The sequence below is a fragment of the Massilia sp. GCM10023247 genome, assembly GCF_042653325.1.
Taxonomy (GTDB): Bacteria; Pseudomonadota; Gammaproteobacteria; order Burkholderiales; family Burkholderiaceae_D; genus Telluria.
The window spans coordinates 53,489-75,964 of the sequence record NZ_JBHSIB010000025.1; the positions used below are offsets into that span (position 1 = coordinate 53,489).

At 68.4% G+C, this 22,476-nt stretch carries 16 protein-coding genes; 11 read left to right on the forward strand and 5 right to left on the reverse strand.

Features of this window, described 5'->3' with window-relative positions; translation table 11 throughout:
* Positions 1 to 21: 21 nt before the first annotated feature.
* The 4 genes from ACFPAH_RS20855 to ACFPAH_RS20870 all read left to right on the forward strand — a co-directional run bounded on the left by ACFPAH_RS20855 (position 22) and on the right by ACFPAH_RS20870 (position 3,998).
* On the forward strand, positions 22 to 1,719 hold the full coding sequence (locus tag ACFPAH_RS20855) for a class I adenylate-forming enzyme family protein (RefSeq protein WP_379749180.1): 1,698 nt from the start codon (positions 22 to 24) through the stop codon (positions 1,717 to 1,719).
* A gap of 47 nt (positions 1,720 to 1,766) precedes the next feature.
* Positions 1,767 to 2,606 carry an SDR family NAD(P)-dependent oxidoreductase gene (locus ACFPAH_RS20860; RefSeq protein WP_379749182.1) on the forward strand — a complete coding sequence of 280 codons (840 nt, stop codon included), beginning with the start codon at positions 1,767 to 1,769 and terminating at the stop codon, positions 2,604 to 2,606.
* A gap of 109 nt (positions 2,607 to 2,715) precedes the next feature.
* Positions 2,716 to 3,399 carry an SOS response-associated peptidase gene (locus ACFPAH_RS20865; RefSeq protein ID WP_379749184.1) on the forward strand — a complete coding sequence of 228 codons (684 nt, stop codon included), beginning with the start codon at positions 2,716 to 2,718 and terminating at the stop codon, positions 3,397 to 3,399.
* Between the two features lie 101 nt (positions 3,400 to 3,500).
* Positions 3,501 to 3,998, forward strand: a complete 498-nt coding sequence (locus ACFPAH_RS20870) for a DUF421 domain-containing protein (RefSeq protein ID WP_379749186.1) — start codon at positions 3,501 to 3,503, stop codon at positions 3,996 to 3,998.
* 40 nt (positions 3,999 to 4,038) lie between these two features.
* On the opposite strand, the gene zwf is transcribed toward ACFPAH_RS20870, so the two are convergent.
* Positions 4,039 to 5,505, reverse strand: coding sequence for a glucose-6-phosphate dehydrogenase (gene zwf / locus ACFPAH_RS20875; RefSeq protein WP_379749188.1), 1,467 nt, complete (start codon positions 5,503 to 5,505; stop codon positions 4,039 to 4,041).
* Between the two features lie 109 nt (positions 5,506 to 5,614).
* Positions 5,615 to 6,514, reverse strand: coding sequence for a LysR family transcriptional regulator (locus ACFPAH_RS20880; protein ID WP_379749190.1), 900 nt, complete (start codon positions 6,512 to 6,514; stop codon positions 5,615 to 5,617).
* A gap of 157 nt (positions 6,515 to 6,671) precedes the next feature.
* On the opposite strand from ACFPAH_RS20880, the gene ACFPAH_RS20885 reads away from it, so the two are divergent.
* Both ACFPAH_RS20885 and ACFPAH_RS20890 read left to right on the forward strand, forming a co-directional pair.
* Complete coding sequence (locus ACFPAH_RS20885) at positions 6,672 to 7,310, forward strand: trimeric intracellular cation channel family protein (protein WP_379749215.1); 639 nt, start codon at positions 6,672 to 6,674, stop codon at positions 7,308 to 7,310.
* 4 nt (positions 7,311 to 7,314) lie between these two features.
* Positions 7,315 to 9,072 (forward strand): peptidoglycan D,D-transpeptidase FtsI family protein, encoded by a 1,758-nt coding sequence (locus ACFPAH_RS20890; RefSeq protein ID WP_379749192.1) that lies wholly within the window; start codon positions 7,315 to 7,317, stop codon positions 9,070 to 9,072.
* 19 nt (positions 9,073 to 9,091) lie between these two features.
* Here ACFPAH_RS20890 and ACFPAH_RS20895 read toward each other — a convergent pair whose 3' ends face one another.
* A complete protein-coding gene (locus ACFPAH_RS20895) occupies positions 9,092 to 11,809 on the reverse strand; it encodes an EAL domain-containing protein (RefSeq protein WP_379749194.1) in 2,718 nt (905 codons plus the stop codon).
* A gap of 402 nt (positions 11,810 to 12,211) precedes the next feature.
* On the opposite strand from ACFPAH_RS20895, the gene ACFPAH_RS20900 reads away from it, so the two are divergent.
* On the forward strand, positions 12,212 to 13,657 hold the full coding sequence (locus ACFPAH_RS20900) for an NAD-dependent succinate-semialdehyde dehydrogenase (RefSeq protein WP_379749196.1): 1,446 nt from the start codon (positions 12,212 to 12,214) through the stop codon (positions 13,655 to 13,657).
* Between the two features lie 30 nt (positions 13,658 to 13,687).
* Here ACFPAH_RS20900 and ACFPAH_RS20905 read toward each other — a convergent pair whose 3' ends face one another.
* Both ACFPAH_RS20905 and ACFPAH_RS20910 read right to left on the reverse strand, forming a co-directional pair.
* Positions 13,688 to 13,963: a DUF1971 domain-containing protein gene (locus tag ACFPAH_RS20905; RefSeq protein ID WP_379749198.1), complete on the reverse strand. Its 276-nt coding sequence runs from the start codon at positions 13,961 to 13,963 to the stop codon at positions 13,688 to 13,690.
* 10 nt (positions 13,964 to 13,973) lie between these two features.
* Positions 13,974 to 14,348 carry a group III truncated hemoglobin gene (locus ACFPAH_RS20910; RefSeq protein ID WP_379749200.1) on the reverse strand — a complete coding sequence of 125 codons (375 nt, stop codon included), beginning with the start codon at positions 14,346 to 14,348 and terminating at the stop codon, positions 13,974 to 13,976.
* 112 nt (positions 14,349 to 14,460) lie between these two features.
* Here ACFPAH_RS20910 and ACFPAH_RS20915 point away from each other — a divergent pair, with 112 nt between their 5' ends.
* The 4 genes from ACFPAH_RS20915 (at position 14,461) to ACFPAH_RS20930 (ending at position 21,966) form a co-directional block, all read left to right on the forward strand.
* Complete coding sequence (locus ACFPAH_RS20915; RefSeq protein ID WP_379749202.1) at positions 14,461 to 16,170, forward strand: hypothetical protein; 1,710 nt, start codon at positions 14,461 to 14,463, stop codon at positions 16,168 to 16,170.
* Positions 16,171 to 16,268: 98 nt separating this feature from the next.
* Entirely contained in the window at positions 16,269 to 17,585 is a 1,317-nt protein-coding gene (locus ACFPAH_RS20920) for an MFS transporter (protein WP_379749204.1), read from the forward strand.
* A gap of 257 nt (positions 17,586 to 17,842) precedes the next feature.
* Complete coding sequence (locus ACFPAH_RS20925; RefSeq protein ID WP_379749206.1) at positions 17,843 to 19,477, forward strand: phytoene desaturase family protein; 1,635 nt, start codon at positions 17,843 to 17,845, stop codon at positions 19,475 to 19,477.
* 59 nt (positions 19,478 to 19,536) lie between these two features.
* Positions 19,537 to 21,966 (forward strand): TIM-barrel domain-containing protein, encoded by a 2,430-nt coding sequence (locus ACFPAH_RS20930; RefSeq protein WP_379749208.1) that lies wholly within the window; start codon positions 19,537 to 19,539, stop codon positions 21,964 to 21,966.
* Positions 21,967 to 22,476: the final 510 nt, after the last annotated feature.

Below are 22,476 nucleotides of genomic sequence, written 5' to 3' on the forward strand. Positions count from 1 at the left end.
AACACGGAAGTCGACGCTGCGATGAACGCGCTGACGGCGCCGGGGGCAGCGTTCGAAATGCGGTCCGTCGAGGTCGAGGGACAGCCGTGCCGTGTGTTTTGCAACGGGCCGCAGGACCTGGGCGACGTCTACCGGACTGCTGCCACCCACGCGCAGCGGACCTTCACCATCCTCGACGGCATGCCCATGTCGTATGCCGAGGCGCTCGGCAAGGCGGCTGCGCTGGGGCGCTTCCTGACGCAGGACATCGGCGGGCCCGACCTGCGCGGCAAGCGGATCGCGCTTGTCATGAGCAACCGGCCCGAATGGATGATCTCCTTCATTGCGGTGACGGCCCTGGGCGGAACGGCCGTGCTGGTCAACAGCCGCGGGACCGCGCCGGAGATCGCCGCGGCCCTGGATGAGACGGACAGTGTCGCGGTCATCGCGGACGAGCGGCGCGCGCCCCTGGCGGCCGACGGCGGCGCGCGCTTGATGATCGTCGCCGGCGATGCCGCCACGGGCCATGCCGCCCGGCCCGGCTGGATCGGCTTCGCCAATGCATGCCGGGGATGGGAGAACGCGCAACTGGAGCCGATGGCGCTGCAGCCCGAGGATGAAGCGATCGTCATGTTCACCTCGGGAACCACCGGCAAGTCGAAAGCGGCGCTGTTCAGCCAGCGCGCCGTGGCGACGGGCCTGATGCACATCCAGCTGTCCGGCGCCCTGGTCGGTCCGCACATCGTCGCGCGCCGCGGCAAGGATGCCCTGGGCGGGGCCGCCCCCAGCCAGCCGGCGTCCTTGCTGGCATTCCCGCTGTTTCACGTCAGCGGCTGCTATGCCGTCTTCCTGGCCAGCCTGCTCCGTGGCGGCAAGATCGTCATCCTCCCCAAATGGGATGCGGCCACCGCCCTGGCGCTGATCGAGCGCGAGCGCATTGCGTCGTTCTCGGGCGCGCCTGCGATGTACTGGGACATGCTGCGCCTGGACCCCAGCGCGCGGGATGTGAGCTCGCTGCTGTCGGTCGGCGCCGGCGGGCAGGCGTTCGCGCCGGTACTCTACAAGGAGATCGCAGCGGCTTTCCCCCTGGCCGTGCTGGGCGTCGGATACGGCATGACCGAGTGCGGCGGGACCGTGTGCACGATCGCCGGCGAGGAGCTGGACACGCACGTGACCGCATCCGGGCGCGTCTTCCCTTCGGTCGATGTCCGCATCGTCGACGACGAGGATGCCGACCTGCCTGCCGGCGAGCCAGGGGAGATCCTGATGCGTGGCGCCATGCTGATGCGCGGGTACTGCAAGCAGGCGCAAGCCACGGCCGACGTCCTGCAGGGCGGCTGGCTGAGAACCGGCGACATCGGCCGGGTCGATGCCGACGGCTACCTGCACGTGGTCGACCGCAAGAAGAACATCGTGATCTCGGGCGGCGAGAATATTTCGTGCAACGAGGTGGAAGCCGCGGTGATGGAGCATGCCGGTGTTGCGCAGGCTGCCGCATTCGGCGTGCCCGACGAGCGGCTCGGGGAACAGGTCGTGCTCGCGGTCGTCCTGCTCGACGGCACAACGCTCGCGGAGGAGGCCCTGCACGCGCACCTGCGGCAGCGGCTCGCCGCCTACAAGGTCCCCCGCGCCGTCTGGTTTCTCGATGCCTTGCCGCGCAATGCGACCGACAAGGTCATGCGCCATGAGTTGCGCCGGCAATTTCTCACACAAGTCGATGGCGCCAGCGTCGCCGCCTGATTCAGCCTTGCAGTGTCCACAGTTCAGCCATTCATAAAGGAAGCGACATGACGTATACCCTGACCGGTTTCGAAGGAAAAGTAGCCGTGGTGACCGGCGCAGGCCGGATGCGCAGCATCGGCCGGCCGATTGCGCTGGCATTGGCGCAGGCCGGTTGCGATGTCGTGTTGACCGGCACGGGCCGCCCTCCGGAAATGTATCCCGACGACGAGCGCGCGGTGAACTGGCGCGATATCGACTCGGTGGCCGACGAAATCCGCCAGCTCGGCCGCCGCGCCTTGCCGGTCGTCTCCGACGTCAGCAAGCCGGAGGCGGTCGATGCGCTCCTCGCGCGCGTGGTCGACGAATTCGGCCGCGTCGATTTTCTGGTGAACAATGCCGGCGCTACCCGTGGCGGAGACCGGGTCCCTGCCACGGAGCTGTCGATCGAAACCTGGCAACGGGTGATGAATACCAACCTGAACGGCACCTTCTATATGTCGCGCGCCTTCGCCAGGCACATGAGCGAGCAGGGCGAAGGCGGCGCGATCATCAACATTTCATCGCTGGCAGCGCAACTGCTGGCGCCCGACACCAGCGCGTACGCCACCACCAAGGTGGCCATCAATGGCCTGACGACCATCATGGCGCGCGAACTGGGGCCGAAGAAAATCCGGGTGAACGTGATTGCGCCCGGCATCGTCGAGACCAGCCGCCTCGACGACGTGCCGCGCGGTAAGGTGTGGGACGACATGGTCGCTGCCTACATCTCCCTGGGGCGCGCAGGCACCGGCGAAGACATCGCGCACCTGGTCGCGTTCCTGTGCAGCGATCAGGGCGAATGGATCACCGGGCAGAACATCTATGTCGACGGTGGACACCTGCCGACGCCACGGCGCCAGCAATAGCGCGAACGCGCCCCCGGGGCGGGCGGCGCGGTGCCGCGTGACCGGAACGCCGTTTTGCGCGACAATCCGGCGATCGAGCGTCTCCGCAGCTCTCCGACTCCAACCCATCATGTGCGTCAACTACCGTCCCCCCACACCCGAGCAATTCGGCCGGCTCGGCGCCTTCAGCGATCTCCCCGCCGACTGGCGCTGGCCGGAAGAGACCTGGAAGGATTACCTGGCGCCGATCCTGCGCCTTGGGGCCGACGGGCGGCCGCAGGCCTGCCTGGCCAGCTACGGCATGGTGCCGCGGCGCCGCATCCCGCCCGAGATCAAACCCTTCGATACCATGAACGCGCGCGCCGAGTCGCTCGGCGAGCGGCGCTCGTTCGCGCCGGCCTGGCGCCGCCTGCAATTGTGCGCGGTGCCGATGGCCTGGTTCTACGAACCCTGCTACGAGAGCGGGCGCGCCGTGCGGCATGCGATCGGCATGGCGGACGAATCGCTGTTTTTCGTCGCCGGGCTATGGCGCGAATGGCTTGAGGACGACGGCGCCAGCCAGTCCTCGTTCACCCAGATCACGATCAATGCGGACGAGCATCCGCTGATGCGCCGCATGCACAGGCCGGACGACGAGAAGCGCTCGCTGGTGATCCTGCCCGAGGACGAGATCGGCGACTGGCTGGCCTGTTCCGACATCGAGACGGCGCGCAGCTTCCTGCGCCATTATCCGGCGGCGCGCATGCGCGACTGGCCGGCGCCGGCGGCAGCGCGCAAGGCCGTGCAGCCGTCGCCTAACCTCGAGTTGTTCTGAAGGGGGCAGAGCCCAACAGGACGTCACCAAATGCCGGGCGGCTCTAGAGTAGCACTGTCGGGCCGGCTTCCGCGTGCCGGCCCATTTTTCGAGAGAGAACGATGACCTGGTTTCCCGACGACTGGTCCGCGCTGTTCGTGGTCGACATCCCGCTGCTGGAGCTGTTCGTGCGCGGCTCCGTCCTGTACTTTGCGATCCTGTTCCTGATGCGCCTGATGCCGCGCCGGACCGGCGGCGAGCTCGCCACGATGGACCTGATCTTCCTGCTCCTGATCGCGGAAGCGGCCTCGAACGGATTCGGCGAGTACACCTCGGTGGGCGAAGGCCTGATCCTGGTCGTGGTCCTGATGGGCTGGAACTACATCGTCAATGCGAGCAGCTACCGCTTCCGCTTCATCGAGAAACTGGTGTCCTCGCCGCCGATCGAGATCGTGCGCAACGGTGAAATGCTGAGGAGGAACATGCGGCGCGAATTCGTCACCGAGGAGGAATTGATGAGCGCGCTGCGCCGCCAGGGCCTCGATTCGCTCGACCAGGTCAAGAGCGCGACCATCGAGGGCGAGGGCCCGATTACCGTGGTCAAGGCGGGCGAGGGCTGAGGACGGCGGCGGCGTCCTGCACCCGCGCCGTCCAGGCGGCTTACTCGATCCAGCTGAACCCGTCGCGCGCCAGCAGCGCGAACGACTCCGGCGGACCCCAGGAGCCGGCCGCGTAGGGGTGCGGCTTCTCGTCCAGCGTGCCCCAGCCTTCGATGATCGGGTCGGCCCAGGCCCATGCCGCCTCTAACTCGTCGCGCCGCATGAAGTGGGTCAGGCGCCCGCGCACCACGTCGATCAGCAGCCGTTCATAGGCTTCGGCGCGGCGCTGCTGGAAGGCCGATTGCAGGTCGAGGTTGAGCTCGACCTGCTGCATCTGCATGCCGCTGCCCGGCTGCTTGGCCATGATCTGCAGCTTGATCGCTTCCTCCGGCTGGAGTTCGATCACCAGGCGGTTGGCGACGCCGCCCGGGGTTTCCGCGAACAGCGGGAAGGGCGGGTTGGCGAACTCGATCACGATTTTCGACGAGCGGCGTCCCATGCGCTTGCCGGTGCGCAGGTAGAACGGCACCTTCGACCAGCGCCAGGTATCGACGTGCGCGCGCAGGGCGACAAAGGTTTCGGTCTTCGAGCCCGGCGGGACGTTGCTCTCTTCCATGTAGCCCGGCACTTCCTGGTTGCCGCTGACGCCGCGCGTGTACTGGCCGCGCACCGTGTCGCGCGCGATGTCGGCCAGCTTGAGGCGGCGCAGCGAGCGCAGCACCTTGAGCTTTTCGTCGCGCACGGCGTCCGGCGCGAGCGAAGTCGGCGGCTCCATGGCGACGATGCACAGCAGCTGCAGCAGGTGGTTCTGGACCATGTCGCGCATGGCGCCGGTGCCGTCGTAGAAGCCGGCACGGCTGCCGACGCCGACTTCCTCGGCGACCGTGATCTGCACGCTGGTGATGTTCGGCGCGCGCCACAGCGGCTCGAGGATCGAATTCCCGAAACGCAGCACCATCAGGTTCTGCACGGTTTCCTTGCCCAGGTAATGGTCGATGCGGTAGATCTGCGATTCGGCGAAATGCTTGCCGACCGCCTCGTTGATGTCGACCGCCGAGGCCAGGTCGCGGCCCAGCGGCTTTTCCAGCACGACGCGCGCATGGCGGTCGACCAGGCCGGCCTGGTCGAGCTTGTCGCAGATGGTGATGAACAGCGAGGGCGCCGTCGACAGGTAGAACACCCGCTGCGCGCCCGCGCGCGAGGCCTCGGCCAGGGCGCCGAAGTCGGCCGCCTGCTGGACGTCGAGCCGGACATAGACCAGCAGTTGCAGGAAGCCGTTCCAGGTCTGCTCGTTGAAGTTGGTGCCGGCGATGAAGGAGCGCGAGTGCTCCTCGACGTGGGCGAGGTAGGCACCGCGGTCGAGTTGCTGGCGGCCGGTCGAGAGGATCCGGGTGGACGCCGGCAGGTTGCCGTGCAGGTAGGCCATGTACAGCGCAGGCAGCAGCTTGCGCATCGCAAGGTCGCCCATGCCGCCGAAAATGATCATGTCGAGGGGAAGACCGGGTTCGATCTCAGTCGGGGACGTCATGTGTATCCTTTGCCAAAAGAAGTTATGCAAACCAGCGTGCGCACCAGACTACCAGATGGGGTGGCCGGGAGCCAAATCTTTGCGGCACTGCAGCAGGGGCGAACCGCGCTCAGTCCTGCAGCCGCTGCGCCGCGAAGCGCCGGAACACGGCCATCACCGGCGCCTCGGTGCGCCCGGCCAGGGTGACGTAGGCAAAGCGCGCCGTGACGTCCAGCAGCGGGCGCACCGGCAATTCGACCAGGGTGCCGGCCGCGATGCCCTCGCGCACGGCTGCCGCCAGGCCCAGGAAGACCGCCTGCGAACGCTCGGCCGCGCTCACCAGGCTGCCCACGTCCTCGCATTGCAGGGTGATCATCCGTTCCGGCACGGCCTCAAGGCCGTACAGGTCGACCAGCCAGCGCGCCGTCTCGTCCGACAGCGGCGTGGAGGCGACGGGATAGGCCAGCACCTGGGCCAGCGCCACGGTTTCGTGCCCGGCCAGCGGATGGCCGGCGCGGCAGGCGAAACAGGTGCGCAGCCCGGCGATGGCTTCGGTGACGAGGTCGGGCGCGGGGACGACGCTGCGCGCATCGAGGACCAGCGCATCGAGCAGGCCGGCGCGCAGCTGCATCAGCTGCAGCTCGCTCGGCCCGCGCGTGATCGCCACCTGCACCTGCGGGTGCTCCGCGGCCATGTGGCACAGCAGCGGCGTCATCAGCATGGCGGCCGGGCCGGGGCCCAGCCCGATGCGCATGCGGCCGCCTTCGCCCTGTCGAAAAATGTCGACGCTGCGCTGCAGTTCGCCGGCATCGCGCACCAGGCGCGCGGCGCGTGCCACCACGTGGGTGCCGAGGGGCGTGAGTTCGATCCGCTTGCCGATCCGGTCGAACAGCAGGGCGCCCAGGTCTTCCTCGAGCGTCTGGATGCTGCGGCTCAGGGCCGACTGGGTGATGAACAGGCGTTCGGCGGCGCGGCTGAACGAGCGGCTGTCGGCCACCGCGAGTAGATGTTCCAGCTGTTTGATGTTCATGCGCAGGAAGGATAAGAGGCGCCAGGTGCAGATGTATTCGTGACACGCATGCTTGACGAACAAATTATGCATTGGACACATTGATGAGCCGGATCGTACCATGGCTTGCCCCAGTCCACGATTCACCAGCTCCCCGGAACCACGACGCATGACCCTGCTGCACACGATCTACCTCGTCGCCATCGCGGCCGAAGCCGCCTCCGGCGCACTGATGGGGATGCGGCGGCGCATGGACATCTTCGGGCTGTGCGTGGTCGGCACCGTGACCGCCCTCGGCGGCGGCACCATCCGCGACCTGATCCTCGGCCACTACCCGCTGGGCTGGGTGGCCCATCCCGAATACCTCGCCTTCACGGTCGGCGCCGCCCTGGTCGCGGCGCTGCTGGCGCGCCGCCTGCACCGTTTGCGTACCGCCTTCCTCTGGCTCGACGCCCTCGGCCTGGTGGCATTTACCGTGATCGGCTGCGACATCGCCGCCTCCACCGGGGCGGGCGTCGTCGTCGTGATCCTGATGGGCATGGCCACCGGCGTGTTCGGCGGCCTGCTGCGCGACATCCTGTGCAACCAGGTGCCGCTGGTCCTCCAGCGCGACCTGTACGCCACCGTCTCGCTGGCGACCGGCATGCTGTACGTGGGCTTGAAGCACGCCGGCGTCGACGCCGGCCTGGCCAGTGCCGCGGCGATCGGAGCCGGTTTCTCCCTGCGCCTGCTGGCGCTGCGTTTCGGGCTGGCGCTGCCGGTGCTGGAAGCGGACACCAGTTCGTTCGACGACGAACCCGGCACGCATCGCCACTAGAATCATGGCCTCCAATCCACGTGTTGCCGCCGGCAAGGGCCGGCCATTTTCCTCCAGCCCGGTGCTGGCCACGACCCTGCCGGCCTGGCGTTCGCGGCTGGTCCTGTTTGTCCTGTTTGCGGCCTTTGCCGCGCTCGGCGTGCGCGCCGTCTGGCTGCAGCTGTTCACCGAGGACTTCCTGCAGAAGCAGGGCGCCTCGCGCTACGCGCGCACGCTCGTGGTGCCGGCCACCCGCGGACGGATCCAGGACCGCAACGGCGACGTGCTGGCGCTGTCGCTGCCCGTGAAAGCCGTGTGGGCGATTCCCGACGAGGCGCGCGCCGCGGCCCCCGACAAGCTCGACGCCCTGGCGCGCCTGCTCGAGATCGAGCGCGGCGAGCTCGACACCAAGCTGCGCTCGCCGCGTGGCTTCGTCTACCTGCGGCGCCAGGTCGAGCAGGACACGGTCGACCAGGTGCTTGCGCTGGGCATCGACGGCATCGAGACGCGCAAGGAATACAAGCGCTACTACCCGCAGGGATCGCTGACGGCGCACCTGGTCGGCTTCAACAACGTCGAGGATCTCGGCCAGGAAGGCATGGAACTGGCCCACGAGGACAACCTGGCCGGCGCCACCGGCCGCCGCCGCGTGATCAAGGACCGCCTCGGGCGCGTGGTGGAAGACGCCGGCACGACACGGCCCGCGCGCGACGGCAGCAACCTGGTGCTCTCGATCGACCGCAACATCCAGCACATCGCGCACAGCCACCTCAAGGCGGCCGTCGAGCGGCACCAGGCGAAAGCGGGCGCTGTCGTCGTGCTCGACGTGCGCAGCGGCGAAGTGCTGGCGCTGGCGAATCTACCGGACTTCGACCCGAACGACCGCCGCGGCCTGACCGGCGCCCAGCTGCGCAACCGGGTCCTGACCGATACCTACGAGCCGGGCTCGGTGATCAAGCCCTTCACGATCGCGCTGGCGCTGGAAAACGGCCTGGTCACGCCCGACACGCTGGTCGAGACCGCGCCCGGCACCCTCACCATCCACCGCGCCACCATCCGCGACGCCAAGAAGCACGGCACGCTGACGGTCTCGGAAGTGCTGCAGAAGTCGTCGAACGTGGGCACGGCCAAGCTGGCGCTGCAGATGCCGGCCGAGGACATGTGGACGCTGCTGACCAAGGTCGGCTTCGGCCAGCCGCCGCAGCTCGGCTTTCCCGGCACGGCGGCCGGCCGGCTGCGCCCGCACGCCAAGTGGAAGCCGATCGAGCACGCGACCATCAGCTACGGCCACGGCATGTCGACCTCGCTGCTGCAGATGGCCCAGTCCTACCTGGTCTTTGCGCGCGATGGCGACATGATCCCGGTCAGCCTGCTCAAGACCGACGAGGCGCCGCCGGCGCGGCCGGTGCTCTCGCCGCGCACCGCCGCCGCGGTGCGCGCGATGATGGAACAGGCCACCTGGCCCGGCGGCACCGCGCCGCGCGCCCGGGTCCCCGGCTACCGGGTGGCGGGCAAGACCAGCACCGCCCACAAGCCGGTCGACGGCCGCTATACCAACCGCTACATTGCCGGCTTCGTGGGCTTCGCCCCGGTATCGGCGCCGCGCGTCATCGTCGCGCTGATGATCGACGAGCCGAGCGAAGGCGGCTATTTCGGCGGCCTGGTCGCGGCGCCCGTGTTCGCCGCCGTGACCCAGGACACCCTGCGCGCGCTCGACGTGGCGCCCGACGCGCCGGTGACCGACATCATTTCCGTGGTCGAGGAAACGCCCGAGGCCATGTAAGGGCCGCGCGCTGCGCGCTCTACCCGGCGTGCTGCCGGGCTATCCAATCCTGCACCCGGTCCTGCGGCAGCGGCCGGCTGAAGTAGTAGCCCTGGCCCTGGTGGCAGCCGCGCTCGCGCAGCCAGTCCAGCGCGGCCTCGGTCTCGATCCCCTCCGCCACCAGTTCCAGGCCCAGGCTGTTGGCCAGCGCGATGACGGCGTCGATCACCGCCCGGCTCGCGTGGTCGGTGTCGAGGGTGCGCACGAAGGACTGGTCGATCTTGAGCTTGTCCAGCGGCAGGGTGGACAGGCTCGCCAGGCTCGAGTAGCCAGTGCCGAAATCGTCCAGCGCGATGCGCACGCCCAGCGCCTTCAGCTGGCGCAGGATCTCGACCGCGTCCGCCAGGTTTTCCATCAGCGCCGTTTCCGTCAGTTCGATCACCAGGCACTGGGGCCGGATGCCGGACGAGGCGATCAGCTCGCGGATCCGGGCGCAGAAGTGCTTGCGCCGGAACTGCAGGGCCGAGACGTTGACCGCGACGCTCAGGGGCATCCCGGCGCGTTCCCAGCGCACCTGCTGGCGGCAGGCTTCGCGCGCCACCCAGTCGCCGAGCGGGGCGATCAGGCCGCAGGACTCGGCAACCGGAATGAAGTCCGCCGGTCCCAGCGCCGGCTCGACGCCGTCGGCCAGGCGCACCAGCGCCTCGATGCCTTCGACCCGGCCGGAGGCGATATCGACGATCGGCTGGTAGTGCAGGGCCAGGCCGTCGCCGTCGAGCGCCTGCTGCAGGCGCCGCTCGACCTGCAGCACGAACTGCGCCTGGGTGCCCATGGCGGGCGCATACAGGGCGAGCGCATCGCGGCCGCCCTGCTTGGCGTGCAACATCGCCATGTCGGCGGCGTGCACCAGGGCGCCGGCGCTGCTGCCGTGCCCGGGAAAGCGGCTGACGCCGACGCAGGCCGACAGCGCCACCTCGATATTGCCCAGCCTGACCGGCTGCGACAGCGCGTCCACGATGGCGGCCGCGGCCGCCAGGCCGGGCTCGGGATGGCCTGGCTTCTCACTCGGTGCGCGCAGCACGGCAAGGAACTCGTCGCCGCCGAAGCGCGCCAGCAGATCGTCCGGTCCGACGCAGCCCGGCAGCCGGCGCGCCAGTTCCTGCAGCACGCGGTCGCCCACTTCGTGCCCGTAGAGGTCGTTGACCGGCTTGAAGCGGTCCAGGTCGATGTAGAGCAGGGCGCCGGCCTCGCCGCGGGCAAGCACCTGTTCCAGGAAGTCGAGCGCGCGGGCGCGGTTGGCCAGCCCGGTCAGGGCATCGTGTGTCGCTGCCCAGCGGATCGCCTGCTCGGCCCGGCGGCGCTCGCCGATGTCGCGCGGCGCGACGTGCATCAGCTTCTCGCCGCCGTGTTCGAGGACGGTCGCCGTGATCTCGACCGGGAATTCGGAGCCGTCCTTGCAGCGGTAATCCCGTTCGAAGGACGGGATCAGGCGGTGGCCGAAATGCGCAAACTTTTCTTCCAGCAGCGCCGGGGTACTGCGCGTATCGACCTGGAACAGGGTCAGCGACAGCAGTTCGTCCTTGTCGTAGCCGAGACGGGTGCAGGCCATCCGGTTGGCATAGCGCACGGCGCCGCGCTGGTCGAGCAGCAGGAGCATCTCGTTCGAATGCTCGCTGAAGAAAGCGAAGCGCTGCAGTTCTTCCTTTTGCGCGCGCAGGGCGGCGTCGCGCCGCAGCAGCAGGCCGCCGGCGCGCTCGATGGCGTCGCCGAGCCTGGCCGCCTCGGACAGGTGGACCGGCGCGACGGCCAGTTGCCGGCCTTCGCCCAGGGCGGTGGCCGGCGCGACCAGGGCGTGGATCGAGCTGGCGATGCGGCGCGCCATGGCGCGTGCCAGCAGCAGTCCGATCGCGAACAGGCCTGCCGCCGCCGCGCTCAGCGCGATCAGCTTGTTGCGCAAGGGCTTGACGAGCTGCGCCTTCGGCACCCCGATCACGGTCGTGAAGCCGGTGCGCGGCGAGCGCCAGAAGGCCATGAAATGCAGCACGCGGTCGCGCGAGACGGCGTCCAGCGCGCCGCTGTCGCTGTGCACGATCGCGGCGTGCAGGTCGAGGTCCGGCGCCGCCCCGACGAACTTGCCGGCGTCGCGGCTGCGGCCGGCGATGCTGCCGTGGCGGTCGAGCAGGGTCAGCAGCCATCCGACCGGATAATTCTCCTGCAGGAGAATGCTGCTCAGTTGGGCGGCAGGCAGGACCAGGGCCAGCGCATACGCGACCTTGCCCTCGCGCAGCACGGGCACCTGGATGCCGAGGGCAGGGCGGCCCGATACCGGGTCGGGACCGACGTCGGAGATCGCGCCCTGCCCATCGGTAAGGACGCGCCGCGCGGCCTCGGCGCCGGCAGTGGCCTGCACCCAGCCGCCGCCCGAGCTGGATTTGGCGAACATCCGTTCGCCGTCGAGCTTGTACAGGACGACGCGGCTGCCGGCGCGGACGGCCTCTTGCGGCAGCGCGGGCAGGCTCCCCGCGCCGGCCTGGGCGGTGCCGGCGAGCGACTGCGCCAGCGCCCCGGCATGCAGCAGGTGCTCGTCGACCGCCTGCCCAAGCCGGCTGGCAGCCTCGATGTTGGCCTCGCGCAGGCGCCGCTGTTCCTCGCCGTAGTCGGACAGGACCAGGAAGGCGACGCCCAGGATGCCCGGCAACAGGCAGGCGAGGACGAGGGCGTTGAGGTACCAGGCAACGGGGCGATATGGTGTTGGCATCGGGAGCGGGAGCATGGGCGTGTCGGGGCGAAGACGCTGGTGTTGCCGTGCGCCCGCACGAGAGCGGGAGCGGAGACGGGAACGGGAACGGCAAGCGGCCCTGCAGGGAGGCCGGGAGCGGCGGATCCGCAGGGCGCCGTCGATGTTGCTTACCAGAAGTAGATCGCGCTAACTACCGGTAGGTCGCCACGATAACCGCCCTGCATGGCCCGGTCCAACACCGAGTGGGTATCGTGCCGATACTCGGCGGGTATGGCGGGCCCTGGCGTGGCGCCGGCCTGTGGCGACGGCGTATCTGCACGGAAAAAAAGGGCGGATTCGCAAGGCGGGCGCTCGAGATGCGGCACGCTTGCTGCACTCGGGTTAACATTGCTCTTTTCGCCAACACAGGAAACCACCGCCATGACGACGTCCAGCTATCCCGACACCCGCCTCCTGATCGCCAACGAATGGATCGACGCCAGCGGCGGCAAGACGATCCCCGTGCTGAACCCGGCCACCGGCCAGCCGATCGGTACTGTTGCCCATGCGTCGATCGCCGACCTCGACCGCGCGCTGGCGGCGGCCCAGAAGGGCTTCGAGACCTGGCGCATGGTGCCGGCGGCCGAACGCGCCGCCACCATGCGGCGCGCGGCCGGCCTGCTGCGCGAGCGCGCCGGCGACATCGCCCGCCTGCTGACCCAGGAGCAGGGCAAGCCGCTGGCCGAAGCGAAGGGGGAGGTGATGGCCGGCGCGGAAATCATCGACTGGTTCGCCGCCGAAGGCATGCGCGTGTACGGCCGCATCGTGCCCTCGCGCAACCCTGCCGCGCAGCAATTGGTGCTCAAGGAGCCGGTCGGTCCGGTCGCCGCTTTTACCCCGTGGAACTTCCCGATCAACCAGATCGTCCGCAAGCTCTCGGCCGCGCTGGCCACCGGCTGCTCCTTCCTGTGCAAGGCGCCCGAGGAAACCCCGGCCTCGCCGGCGGCGCTGCTGCAGTGCTTCGTCGACGCCGGCCTGCCGCCGGGCGCGGTCGGCCTGGTGTTCGGCGATCCGGCCGAGATTTCGGGCTACCTGATCCCGCACCCGGTGATCCGGAAGGTGACCTTTACCGGCTCGACGCCGGTCGGCAAGCAGTTGGCAAGCCTGGCCGGCGCCCACATGAAGCGCGCCACGATGGAGCTGGGCGGCCATGCGCCGGTCATCATCGCCGAGGACGCCGACGTGGCGCTGGCGGTCAAGGCGGCAGGCGCCGCCAAGTTCCGCAATGCCGGCCAGGTGTGCATCTCGCCGACCCGCTTCCTGGTGCACCGCGCCGTCAAGGAAGAATTCACGCGCGCGCTGGTGCAGCACGCCGAGGGTCTGAAGCTGGGCGACGGCCTGATGGAGGGCACCACGCTCGGGCCGCTGGCCAACGCGCGCCGCGTCAGCGCCATGGCCAAGGTGGTCGAGGATGCGCAGGCCAGGGGGGCGGTGCTCGCCACCGGCGGCCAGCGCGTAGGCGAGGCCGGCAACTTCTTCGCGCCGACCATCCTGGCCGACGTGCCGCTGGAGGCGAGCGTGTTCAACGACGAGCCTTTCGGCCCGGTGGCCGCGATCCGCGCTTTCGACAGCCTGGAAGAGGCGATCCAGGAGGCCAACCGCCTGCCCTACGGCCTGGCCGGCTACGCCTTCACGCGCTCGATCAAGAACGCCCAGCTCCTGATGAACCGCATGGAAGTGGGCATGCTGTGGATTAACCAGCCGGCCACGCCGAGCGCCGAGCTGCCTTTCGGCGGCATCAAGGATTCGGGTTACGGTTCCGAAGGCGGTCCGGAGGCGCTCGAGTCCTACCTGAACACCAAGGCGGTGTCGATGGTCGGCGTGTAAACATCCGCGCGGCGTCCACCGGGGCCCTGGCTACCGGTGGAACTCGACGCAAAAGCGCACCGGCCCCTCGAGCTCCACATGGTGCAGGACCTGCGGCTCGACGATGCCCGGCGCGCCGGGAACCAGCCGGTGCTCTTCCTGCTCCGGCTCTTCGATCACATAACGCAGGCTGCCTTCGTGGACGACGATGCGTCCCCACACGCCGGCGGCGGTGCTGTGCTTGCGCTGCAATCCGGCCGGCACGCTGGTGTCGGTGAAGTCGGGCGTCGTCTTGTAGTGGTCCAGGTTCGAGGGCAAGGTCTTCATCGTTCTTCTTTCAGGTGAGTTCGGCGCGGCCGAAGAACCCGTATTGCAGGCTGGCCGCGATCCGCTTCGCCGCGGCGATGAAGCCGTCCGCCACGTCCGGCGCGAACAGGCGCCGCGCGTGCATCTCGAACAGCGCCAGCCAGCGCCGGAAGTGTTCCAGCTCGATCCCCTCGAGCTGCATGTGCTTGCCGAAGACATTCCCCTTGAACTCGCCGCTGGCGAGCATCACCGAACACCAGAAATCGACCATGCGTTCGAGGTGCGGCTCCCAGTCGTCGCCGATGGCGCCGTCGAACACGGGCTGCAGCAGGCTGTCGCGCCGGATGTCGGCATAAAAGTCCTTGACCAGGGTGGCGATCGTATCGCGGTTCAGTTCGGCATTCATGGTGCGCAGTGACTCAAAGAGGGGTTGGCTTATTGCCGGGATATTCTGGCAGATTCCGGCGCGCGCGTCTCCCGCGTAAAATGGCCGGTCGTTTCCACAACAGGAATCCCGCTTGCACTCCGCCATCCAGCCCCTGATCCGCACCCTGGTGTTCTACCTCCTGTCGGTACTGGCGATCGCGCTCGTGCTGGTGGTGGGCGGCTATGTCGCCAGGAGCGTGCAGGAGTACCGGGTGTCGAGCGAGGACCGCCAGGCGCTGGCCGCCGTCCAGGCCGGAATCGGACAATACCGCCGAGGCGAGGCGGACGCCCTGGTCCAGCGCCTGGGCGCGGCGCAGGCCCTTCCGCTCGATGCGATCGAGCGGCGCATCCGGGGACTCACGCGCACGCTGCAGGCGGCCCCGCCGCCGGGCATCGAGCTGCGCGCACTGCTGCGCGCGGGGCCCGGCCAGTACGCGGGGCGCCTGGGCGCGCACTACAGGGAGGTGCTCGCGCGCGAGCTGGCGGCCCAGGAACTGGCCTACCTGCAGCAGCTGCGGGCGCAGCTGGTGACGCTGGAAAGCCGGGCCGGGGCCCGGCGCGAGCTCGAGCGGCTGCACCGGGTGCACAGCGCCGTCTATCGACGCTACCTGCAGAAGCAGCGCGAGGCGGACCGGCTCGGCTACATCGACCGCCAGCTGATGAAGCACGACTGGACCATCACGCCCGCGCTGCGCCGCCTGGCCGGCGAGCTGTCCGCGCTGCGGATGGAGAACCAGCGCGCCGCCGCGGCCTGGAAGGCGCAAAAGGCGGCGCTGGACCGGATCGGGCAGCCCGGCAAGCTGCGCGCCTTCGTGCCGGACGAGGCGGCGCTCGAGCGCGCCGTGCAACCGCTCGCGGAATTGGCCGCCGAGGTCGACCAGGCCGTGTCGGCCCACCCGGTATCGCGCATCGCGGGGCTGCTGGTGCCGGCGCTGCCGGCCGCCGCCGCCATCCTGCTGCTCTGCCTCGCCGGAAAATGCGCGGTCCGCGCATTCCTCTATTTCGTGCTGGCGCCGCTCGTTACCCGGCGCGCGCCGCTGCGCCTGGACGACGCGCCACGCAAGGCCGCTGCCGAAGCCTGCGCCCTGATTGCGCCATCCGGCGTCACCCAGGCGCTCAGGCTCGACCCGCACCATGAGTTGCTGGTACTGCCGCGTTACCTGCAAAGCACGCCGGTCGCCGCCTCCAAAACCACGCGCTGGCTGCTCAAGGGCCGCTGGTGGACCGGCCTGGTCTCGGGCATCGCGCTGCTCACCTGCGTGCGCACCAGCCACGCCGGCGAGCAGGTGCTGCTGTCGGCCGGCGACGCCGGCGCGAGCGAACTGGCCCTGGTGCGTGTCGGCGCGGGATCGGCCCTGGTGTTCCAGCCGCGCGCGCTGGTCGGCCTGGTCTGCGAGCGCGACAGGCCTTTGGCAATCGAGGCGCACTGGCGGCTGGCCAGCCTGCATGCCTGGCTGACCCTGCAGCTGCGCTACTTCCTGATCCGGGGTCCGGTGACCCTGGTCCTGCAGGGCACGCGCGGGGTGCGCGTGCAGCAGGCCGACGGCGCCCACCTGGTGCGGCAGTCGGCGACGCTGGGCTTTTCGAGCGATGTGGCCTATTCCACGCTGCGCAGCGCGCCTTTCCTTCCTTATTTGCAGGGCCAGACCGAGCTCCTGTACGACAGGTTCGCGAGAGAGGGCGAGGGCGCGGGCGGCATCTTCATCCATGACGCGAGCCCCGGCACCCGGGGAAAGGGCGGCAGGGTCAAGCGGGGAATCGAGGGCCTGACCGATGGCGTGCTGAAGGTGTTCGGCTTCTGAGACGGGCCCGCCTTTTGTTGAGCCTGTGTTTTGTAGTGCACGGAAGGCGTACCGGTTCTTCCTGCACACTGGCACCATTCAATCCGAGGAAAGACATCATGTCCACATTACCGGTCACGGTGGAGCAGGGGATCCGGCTGGCTGGGGTCGGGAAGTTCCAGTATCGCCTGTTCATGATTTTCGGCCTGGTCTGGATGGCCGACGCCATGCAGGTGTTGTCGATCGGCTTTTCCGCGCCCTCGATCGCGAAGACCTTCGGCATCGGCCTGCCGCAGGCGCTGCAGACCGGCACCCTGTTCTTCGTCGGCATGCTGGTCGGCGCCTTCGCCTTCGGCCGCCTGGCCGACCGCATCGGACGCCGGCCGGTGCTGATGGCGGCGGTGGTGCTCGACGCCTGCTTCGGCGTGGCGTCCGCCTTCGCGCCCGATTTCACCTGGCTGCTGGCGCTGCGCTTCATGACCGGCGTCGGCGTCGGCGGCACCCTGCCGGTGGATTATACGATGATGGCGGAATTCCTCCCCAGCGACCGGCGCGGCCGCTGGCTGGTGCTGCTCGAATCGTTCTGGGCGGTCGGCACGATCCTGCTCGCGGTGCTGGCGCTGCTCGCCGTCAGCTGGGGCGATGATGCCTGGCGCGTGATCTTTTTCGTGACCGGCCTGCCGGCCCTGGTGGGGGTGGTGCTGCGCCTGTTCGTGCCCGAGTCGCCGATGTACCTCAACCGCAGCGGCAAGCCGGAGCAGGCGCGCGCCGTGCTCCAGCGCGTGGCCGCGGCCAACGGGCGCCAGGCGCCGATCCCGCAGCTCGTTCCCGACATCGCACAGCGTCAACCCTTGTCCGCGCTGTTCGCCGGCAAGCTGCGGCGCCGCAGCGTGGCGCTGTGCGTGGCCTGGGCCCTGATTTCGGTCGCGTATTACGGCGTGTTCGTCTACCTCCCCGTGAAGCTCAGCGCCGAGGGCTTCGGCTTCCTGCGCGGCCAGGAATTCCTGATCCTGCTGGCCGCCGTGCAGCTGCCCGGTTTCGCGCTGTCGGCCTACGGGGTCGAACGCTGGGGCAGGAAGCCGACACTGGTGGGCTTCCTGTTGCTGAGCGCCCTGGGCTGCATGTTCTACAGCCTGGGCAGCACCACCACCGTGGTGGTCGGCTCGACCCTGCTGATGAGCTTTGCGTTGCTCGGCACCTGGGGCGCGCTGTACGCGTTTACGCCGGAAGTCTATCCGACCGGCCTGCGCGCCAGCGGCATGGGCATGGCCGGCGCGGTCGCGCGCTTCGGCGGCCTGTTCGCGCCGACCATCGTGGCGCCGGTGATGGCGACCCACTTCACGCTGGCGCTCGGGATGCTGGCCGCCTTCCTGGCCATCGGCGCGTTCGCGATCCTGTGCGTGGATGTGGAGCCGCGCAACCTGGCGCTCGAGTGATCTCGAATGAGTGCGCCTGGCAAACCCTCGAGTTGCCTTTAGAACAGTACATCCGTGCACTGACCTTGACGAACCTGCGCGACCGGCCAGAAGCGATCATTGCCGCGGTGACAAAAGTTTGGCCGATGGGTAATTAAGCGAGTACGTCGAGCGATCCAGTCCTTTCGGAAAATCCTGCCGCCAGTAGCCCTGCAGGGCCCGGTATCCTTTTTACGCTCCCTGGCGCACAATGCTTGTGTTCACTGGGGAGGAAGCGGATGCGTGACGTCGTCATCGTCGGCGCCGGCCACAACGGCCTGGTATGCGCCTTTTACCTGGCCAAGGCCGGCCTGAAGGTGACCCTGCTGGAGGCGCGCGAGGTCGTCGGCGGCGCCGCGGTCACCGAGGAATTCCATCCGGGTTTCCGCAACTCGGTAGCCGCCTACACCGTTTCTCTGCTCAACCCCAGGGTGATCGCCGACATGGACTTGCCCGCCCATGGCCTGCGCATCGTCGAGCGGCCGCTGTCGAATTTTCTTCCTCTCGAGGACGGCCGCTACCTGAAAGTCGGGGCCGGCAAGACGGCCGGCGAGGTGGCGCGCTTCTCGCAGCGCGATGCGGACCGGCTCGACGCCTACCACCGCCAGCTCGAGGGGGCGGCCGACCTGCTGCGCGAGCTGGTGCTGCAGACGCCGCCGAACCGGATCGAGGGCAGCTGGCTCGCCGCGCTGCCGGAACTCATCAAGGCGGGCAGGCTGGGCAACCGGATGCGCAAGCTGTCGCTCGCCGCCCAGCGCGACCTGCTCGACCTGTTCACGAAATCGGCCGGCGACTACCTCGACGGCTGGTTCGAGAGCGCGCCGATCAAGGCCGCCTACGGCTTCGACAGCGTGGTCGGCAACTATGCGAGCCCGTATTCGCCAGGATCGGCCTATGTGCTGCTGCACCACGTGTTCGGCGAGGTGAACGGCAAGAAGGGCGCCTGGGGCCACGCCATCGGCGGCATGGGCGCGATCACCCAGGCCATGGCCAGGGCGGTGCAGGCCCTCGGGGTGGAGATCCGCACCGGCTGCCCGGTGGCCGAGGTGCTGCTGGAGCGGGGGCGGGCGACGGGCGTCGTGAGCGCCGCGGGCGAACGCTTCGACGCGCGCGTGGTGGTGTCGAACCTGAATCCGCGCCTGCTCTACACGAAGCTGGTCGATCCCGCGGCGCTGCCGCCGGACTTCCTGCGCCGCATCCAGGCATGGCGCTGCGGTTCCGGCACCTTCCGCATGAACGTGGCGTTGGCCGAACTCCCCAGCTTTCGCTGCCTGCCCGGCACCGACGCCGCCGAGCATCACGGCAGCGGCATCATCATCGCGCCCAGCCTGGCCTATATGGAGCGCGCCTACCACGATGCGCGCGCCCTGGGCTGGTCGCGCGAACCGATCGTCGAAGTCCTGATTCCTTCCACGCTCGACCCGACCCTGGCGCCGCGCGGCCAGCACGTGGCCAGCCTGTTCTGCCAGCACGTGGCGCCGCAGCTGCCCGACGGTTCGAGCTGGGACGAGCACCGCGAACGGGTGGCCGACCTGATGATCGAAACCGTCGACCGCTACGCGCCGAACTTCCGGCGCGCGGTGCTGGGACTCCAGATCATGAGTCCGCTGGACCTGGAGCGGACCTTCGGGCTGGTCGGCGGCGACATCTTCCATGGGGCGCTCGGGCTCGACCAGCTGTTCTCGGCGCGCCCGATGCTGGGGCATGCGGACTACCGCGGCCCGCTGGCGGGCCTGTACACCTGCGGCTCGGGCACCCATCCCGGCGGCGGGGTGAGCGGGGCGCCCGGACACAATGCGGCGCGCGAGGTGCTGCGCGACCTTGTTGGACTGCGTGCCGGGCTGCGCGCCGGGCCGCAGCGCCGTTCAAGGTAGAATCCCCGCGCGCCGGGCGCGCTGCGCGTGCCCGCTTCATTGACCAGAACAAGACAGACATGACAAAAGCAACAATTGCGGCAACGACTGCCAGCCTTGCCCTGTGCTTGGCCGCGGGCCCGCACGCCGCCGCCCAGAACGCCGACCGCGCGCTGCAGGGCGCCACCCTGAACGGCGACACCCTGGAACTGGCCACCAGCGACGGCCGCTACCTGATCCGGCCGTATTCGAACAACATCGTCGAGACCACCTTCGTGCCGCGCGGCGAACGCCTCGATCCGGCCTCGCATGCCGTGATCATGGCGCCGGGCCAGGTGGCGGCGCACTTCAACGACGAGGGCGCGCGCCTGAGCTTCTCCACGCCGGGCATCGCCGTCGCCATCGACAAGCAGCCATTCAAGATCAGCTATACCTACAAGGGCAAGCCGCTGGTGGCCGAGAAGCGCGGCTACGAAGCGGGAACGGCCGCCGGCGCCGGCGCCAAGGGCAAGCTCGAGACCATCGAGTTCGCGCTCGCCGACGGCGAGGCGCTGTACGGCGCCGGGGCGCGCGCGGTCGGCATGAACCGCCGCGGCCACCGCTTCCAGCTCTACAATCGCGCCCATTACGGCTATGGCGATCGCTCCACGCTGCTGAACTATACGATCCCGGTGGCGCTGTCCTCGAAAAAGTACGCGATCCACTTCGATAATCCCCAGGTCGGCTGGCTCGATTTCGACAGCCGCCGCGACGGCACCCTGCGCTACGAGGTGATCGGCGGGCGCAAGACCTACCAGGTGGTCGCCGGCGACAGCTGGGAGGAGGTCATGGCAGGCTACACCGGACTGACCGGACGCCAGCCGCTGCCGCCGCGCTGGACCTTCGGCAATTTCGCGAGCCGCTTCGGCTACCGCAGCGAGGCGCAGACGCGCGCCGTGGTGGACAAGTTCATCGCCGAAGACATCCCGCTCGATGCCGTCGTGCTCGACCTGTACTGGTTCGGCAAGGAGGTCAAGGGCACGATGGGCAACCTCGACTGGGACCGCGATACCTTCCCGAACGCCGAGCAGATGATGGCGGACTTCAAGAAGAAGGGCGTCAAGACCGTCGTCATCAGCGAGCCCTTCGTCCTGACCACGTCGCGCCGCTGGCAGGAAGCGGTCGAGCGCAAGGTGCTGGCCACCGACAAGGGCGGCAAGCCGTATACCTACGATTTCTTCTTCGGGAACACGGGGCTGATCGACCTGTACAAGCCCGAGGGACGCGACTGGCTCTGGAACATCTACCGCAACCTGAAACAGGGCGGCGTGAGCGGCTGGTGGGGCGACCTGGGAGAGCCGGAAGTGCACCCATCAAGCCTGCAGCACGCCACCGGCCCTGCCGACACCGTGCACAACATCTATGGCCACGACTGGGCGCGCCTGATCGCCGAAGGCTATGCGAAGGAGTACCCGAAGGAGCGCCCCTTCATCCTGATGCGCGCCGGTTACTCCGGCTCGCAGCGTTTCGGCATGATTCCCTGGTCCGGCGACGTCAGCCGCAGCTGGGGCGGCCTGCAGTCGCAGATGGAGATCTCGCTCCAGATGGGCATGCAGGGCCTGGCCTACATGCACTCGGACCTGGGCGGTTTCGCCGGCGCCGTGCTCGATGACGAACTGTATGTGCGCTGGCTGCAGTACGGCGTCTTCCAGCCGGTGTTCCGTCCGCACGCGCAGGAAGACGTGGCGCCGGAGCCGGTGTTCCGTTCGGCGCGCACCAAGGTGCTGGCACGCGCGGCGGTGTGGCTGCGCTATGCGATGCTGCCTTATAACTACACGATCGCCTTCGACAACAACCAGACCGGCATGCCCCTGATGCGGCCGCTGATGTTCGTCGAGACCGATCCCGGCAAGCCCGTCGATCGTGCCGGCACCTATATGTGGGGGCCGGACTTCCTGGTCGCACCCGTGGTCGAACCCGGCGCGACGCGCCAGGAAGTGATGTTCCCGAATAGCGGCAGCGTCTGGTTCGACTTCCACACGGACGCCATCCATCGCGGCGGCGTGCTGGAAGTGGTGAAGCCGGAAGAAGCGCACATCCCGGTGTTCGTGCGCGCAGGTGCGTTCGTGCCGATGGCCAAGGTGGTGCAGACCACGCGTGACTACACGGGGCGCCAGCTGGACCTGCACTATTACCACCACGATTCGGTCGCGTCTTCAAATGGCAAGGTCTACGACGACGACGGCGAAACCGCCAACGCCTTCGAGCAGGGGGAGTACGAGATCGTCCGCTTCAGCAGCCAGTACGCCGGCGGCAGGCTCGAGATCGGCTTCGAGACCGAAACCGGCAAGGACTACCCCGCCGCCGCGCGCGCCTTCACGGTGAAGGTGCACAACGTACAGGCCCGGCCGCGTTCCGTGACGATCGACGGCCGCGCGGTCGCCGCCGGCTGGAACGCCAGGCACAAGCTGCTTGAAGTCAGGGTCCCGGCGCGTACCCGGCAGGATGCCAAGCTGGCCATCGTCCTGTAGCCGCCTGGTCCTGAAAAGAGGCTTGCGAACCCCCACCGGGGTTCGCTATAATTCTCCTCCCGCTGCAGTGAGCACTGCGAAACACCCGACGAATCAAGTAGTTGGGCCCGTCTCAAGTGTGCAACGAACAGCGCGGCGAAGTAAAAAAGGGTTGACGAACACCGCGAAACACTGCATAATCTCATCTCTCTGCTGCTGACGAACAAAACGATTCGCAGAACACAGCAAGGCAGTACCGCCCTCGGCGGGAGCCCAGTTCTTTAAAAATTAACAGTCGATAAGTGTGGGCGTTTGATGAAGGTGCCAAGAACTTCGGTTCTTGATTACTTAAATTATCAAATGTTCACAAAAGTATTAAGCGTTGTCTCAGCAATGAGATGACGGTCAGTATCTTGAGTGAGCGACCCCTGAGCAATCAGGGTGACTCGAAAGAGTCAATAAACAGAGATTGAACTGAAGAGTTTGATCCTGGCTCAGATTGAACGCTGGCGGCATGCTTTACACATGCAA

Bases quoted from the DNA above. Each gene is read 5' to 3' on its own strand.
- ACFPAH_RS20905 (WP_379749198.1), bottom strand. From the start codon at position 13,963: ATGAAGACCTTGCCCTCGAACCTGGACCACTACAAGACGACGCCCGAC.
- ACFPAH_RS20855 (WP_379749180.1), top strand. From the start codon at position 22: ATGAACGCGCTGACGGCGCCGGGGGCAGCGTTCGAAATGCGGTCCGTC.
- ACFPAH_RS20890 (WP_379749192.1), top strand. From the start codon at position 7,315: ATGGCCTCCAATCCACGTGTTGCCGCCGGCAAGGGCCGGCCATTTTCC.
- ACFPAH_RS20910 (WP_379749200.1), bottom strand. From the start codon at position 14,348: ATGAATGCCGAACTGAACCGCGATACGATCGCCACCCTGGTCAAGGAC.
- ACFPAH_RS20860 (WP_379749182.1), top strand. From the start codon at position 1,767: ATGACGTATACCCTGACCGGTTTCGAAGGAAAAGTAGCCGTGGTGACC.
- zwf (WP_379749188.1), bottom strand. From the start codon at position 5,505: ATGACGTCCCCGACTGAGATCGAACCCGGTCTTCCCCTCGACATGATC.
- ACFPAH_RS20870 (WP_379749186.1), top strand. From the start codon at position 3,501: ATGACCTGGTTTCCCGACGACTGGTCCGCGCTGTTCGTGGTCGACATC.
- ACFPAH_RS20865 (WP_379749184.1), top strand. From the start codon at position 2,716: ATGTGCGTCAACTACCGTCCCCCCACACCCGAGCAATTCGGCCGGCTC.
- ACFPAH_RS20930 (WP_379749208.1), top strand. From the start codon at position 19,537: ATGACAAAAGCAACAATTGCGGCAACGACTGCCAGCCTTGCCCTGTGC.
- ACFPAH_RS20895 (WP_379749194.1), bottom strand. From the start codon at position 11,809: ATGCCAACACCATATCGCCCCGTTGCCTGGTACCTCAACGCCCTCGTC.
- ACFPAH_RS20925 (WP_379749206.1), top strand. From the start codon at position 17,843: ATGCGTGACGTCGTCATCGTCGGCGCCGGCCACAACGGCCTGGTATGC.
- ACFPAH_RS20920 (WP_379749204.1), top strand. From the start codon at position 16,269: ATGTCCACATTACCGGTCACGGTGGAGCAGGGGATCCGGCTGGCTGGG.
- ACFPAH_RS20880 (WP_379749190.1), bottom strand. From the start codon at position 6,514: ATGAACATCAAACAGCTGGAACATCTACTCGCGGTGGCCGACAGCCGC.
- ACFPAH_RS20900 (WP_379749196.1), top strand. From the start codon at position 12,212: ATGACGACGTCCAGCTATCCCGACACCCGCCTCCTGATCGCCAACGAA.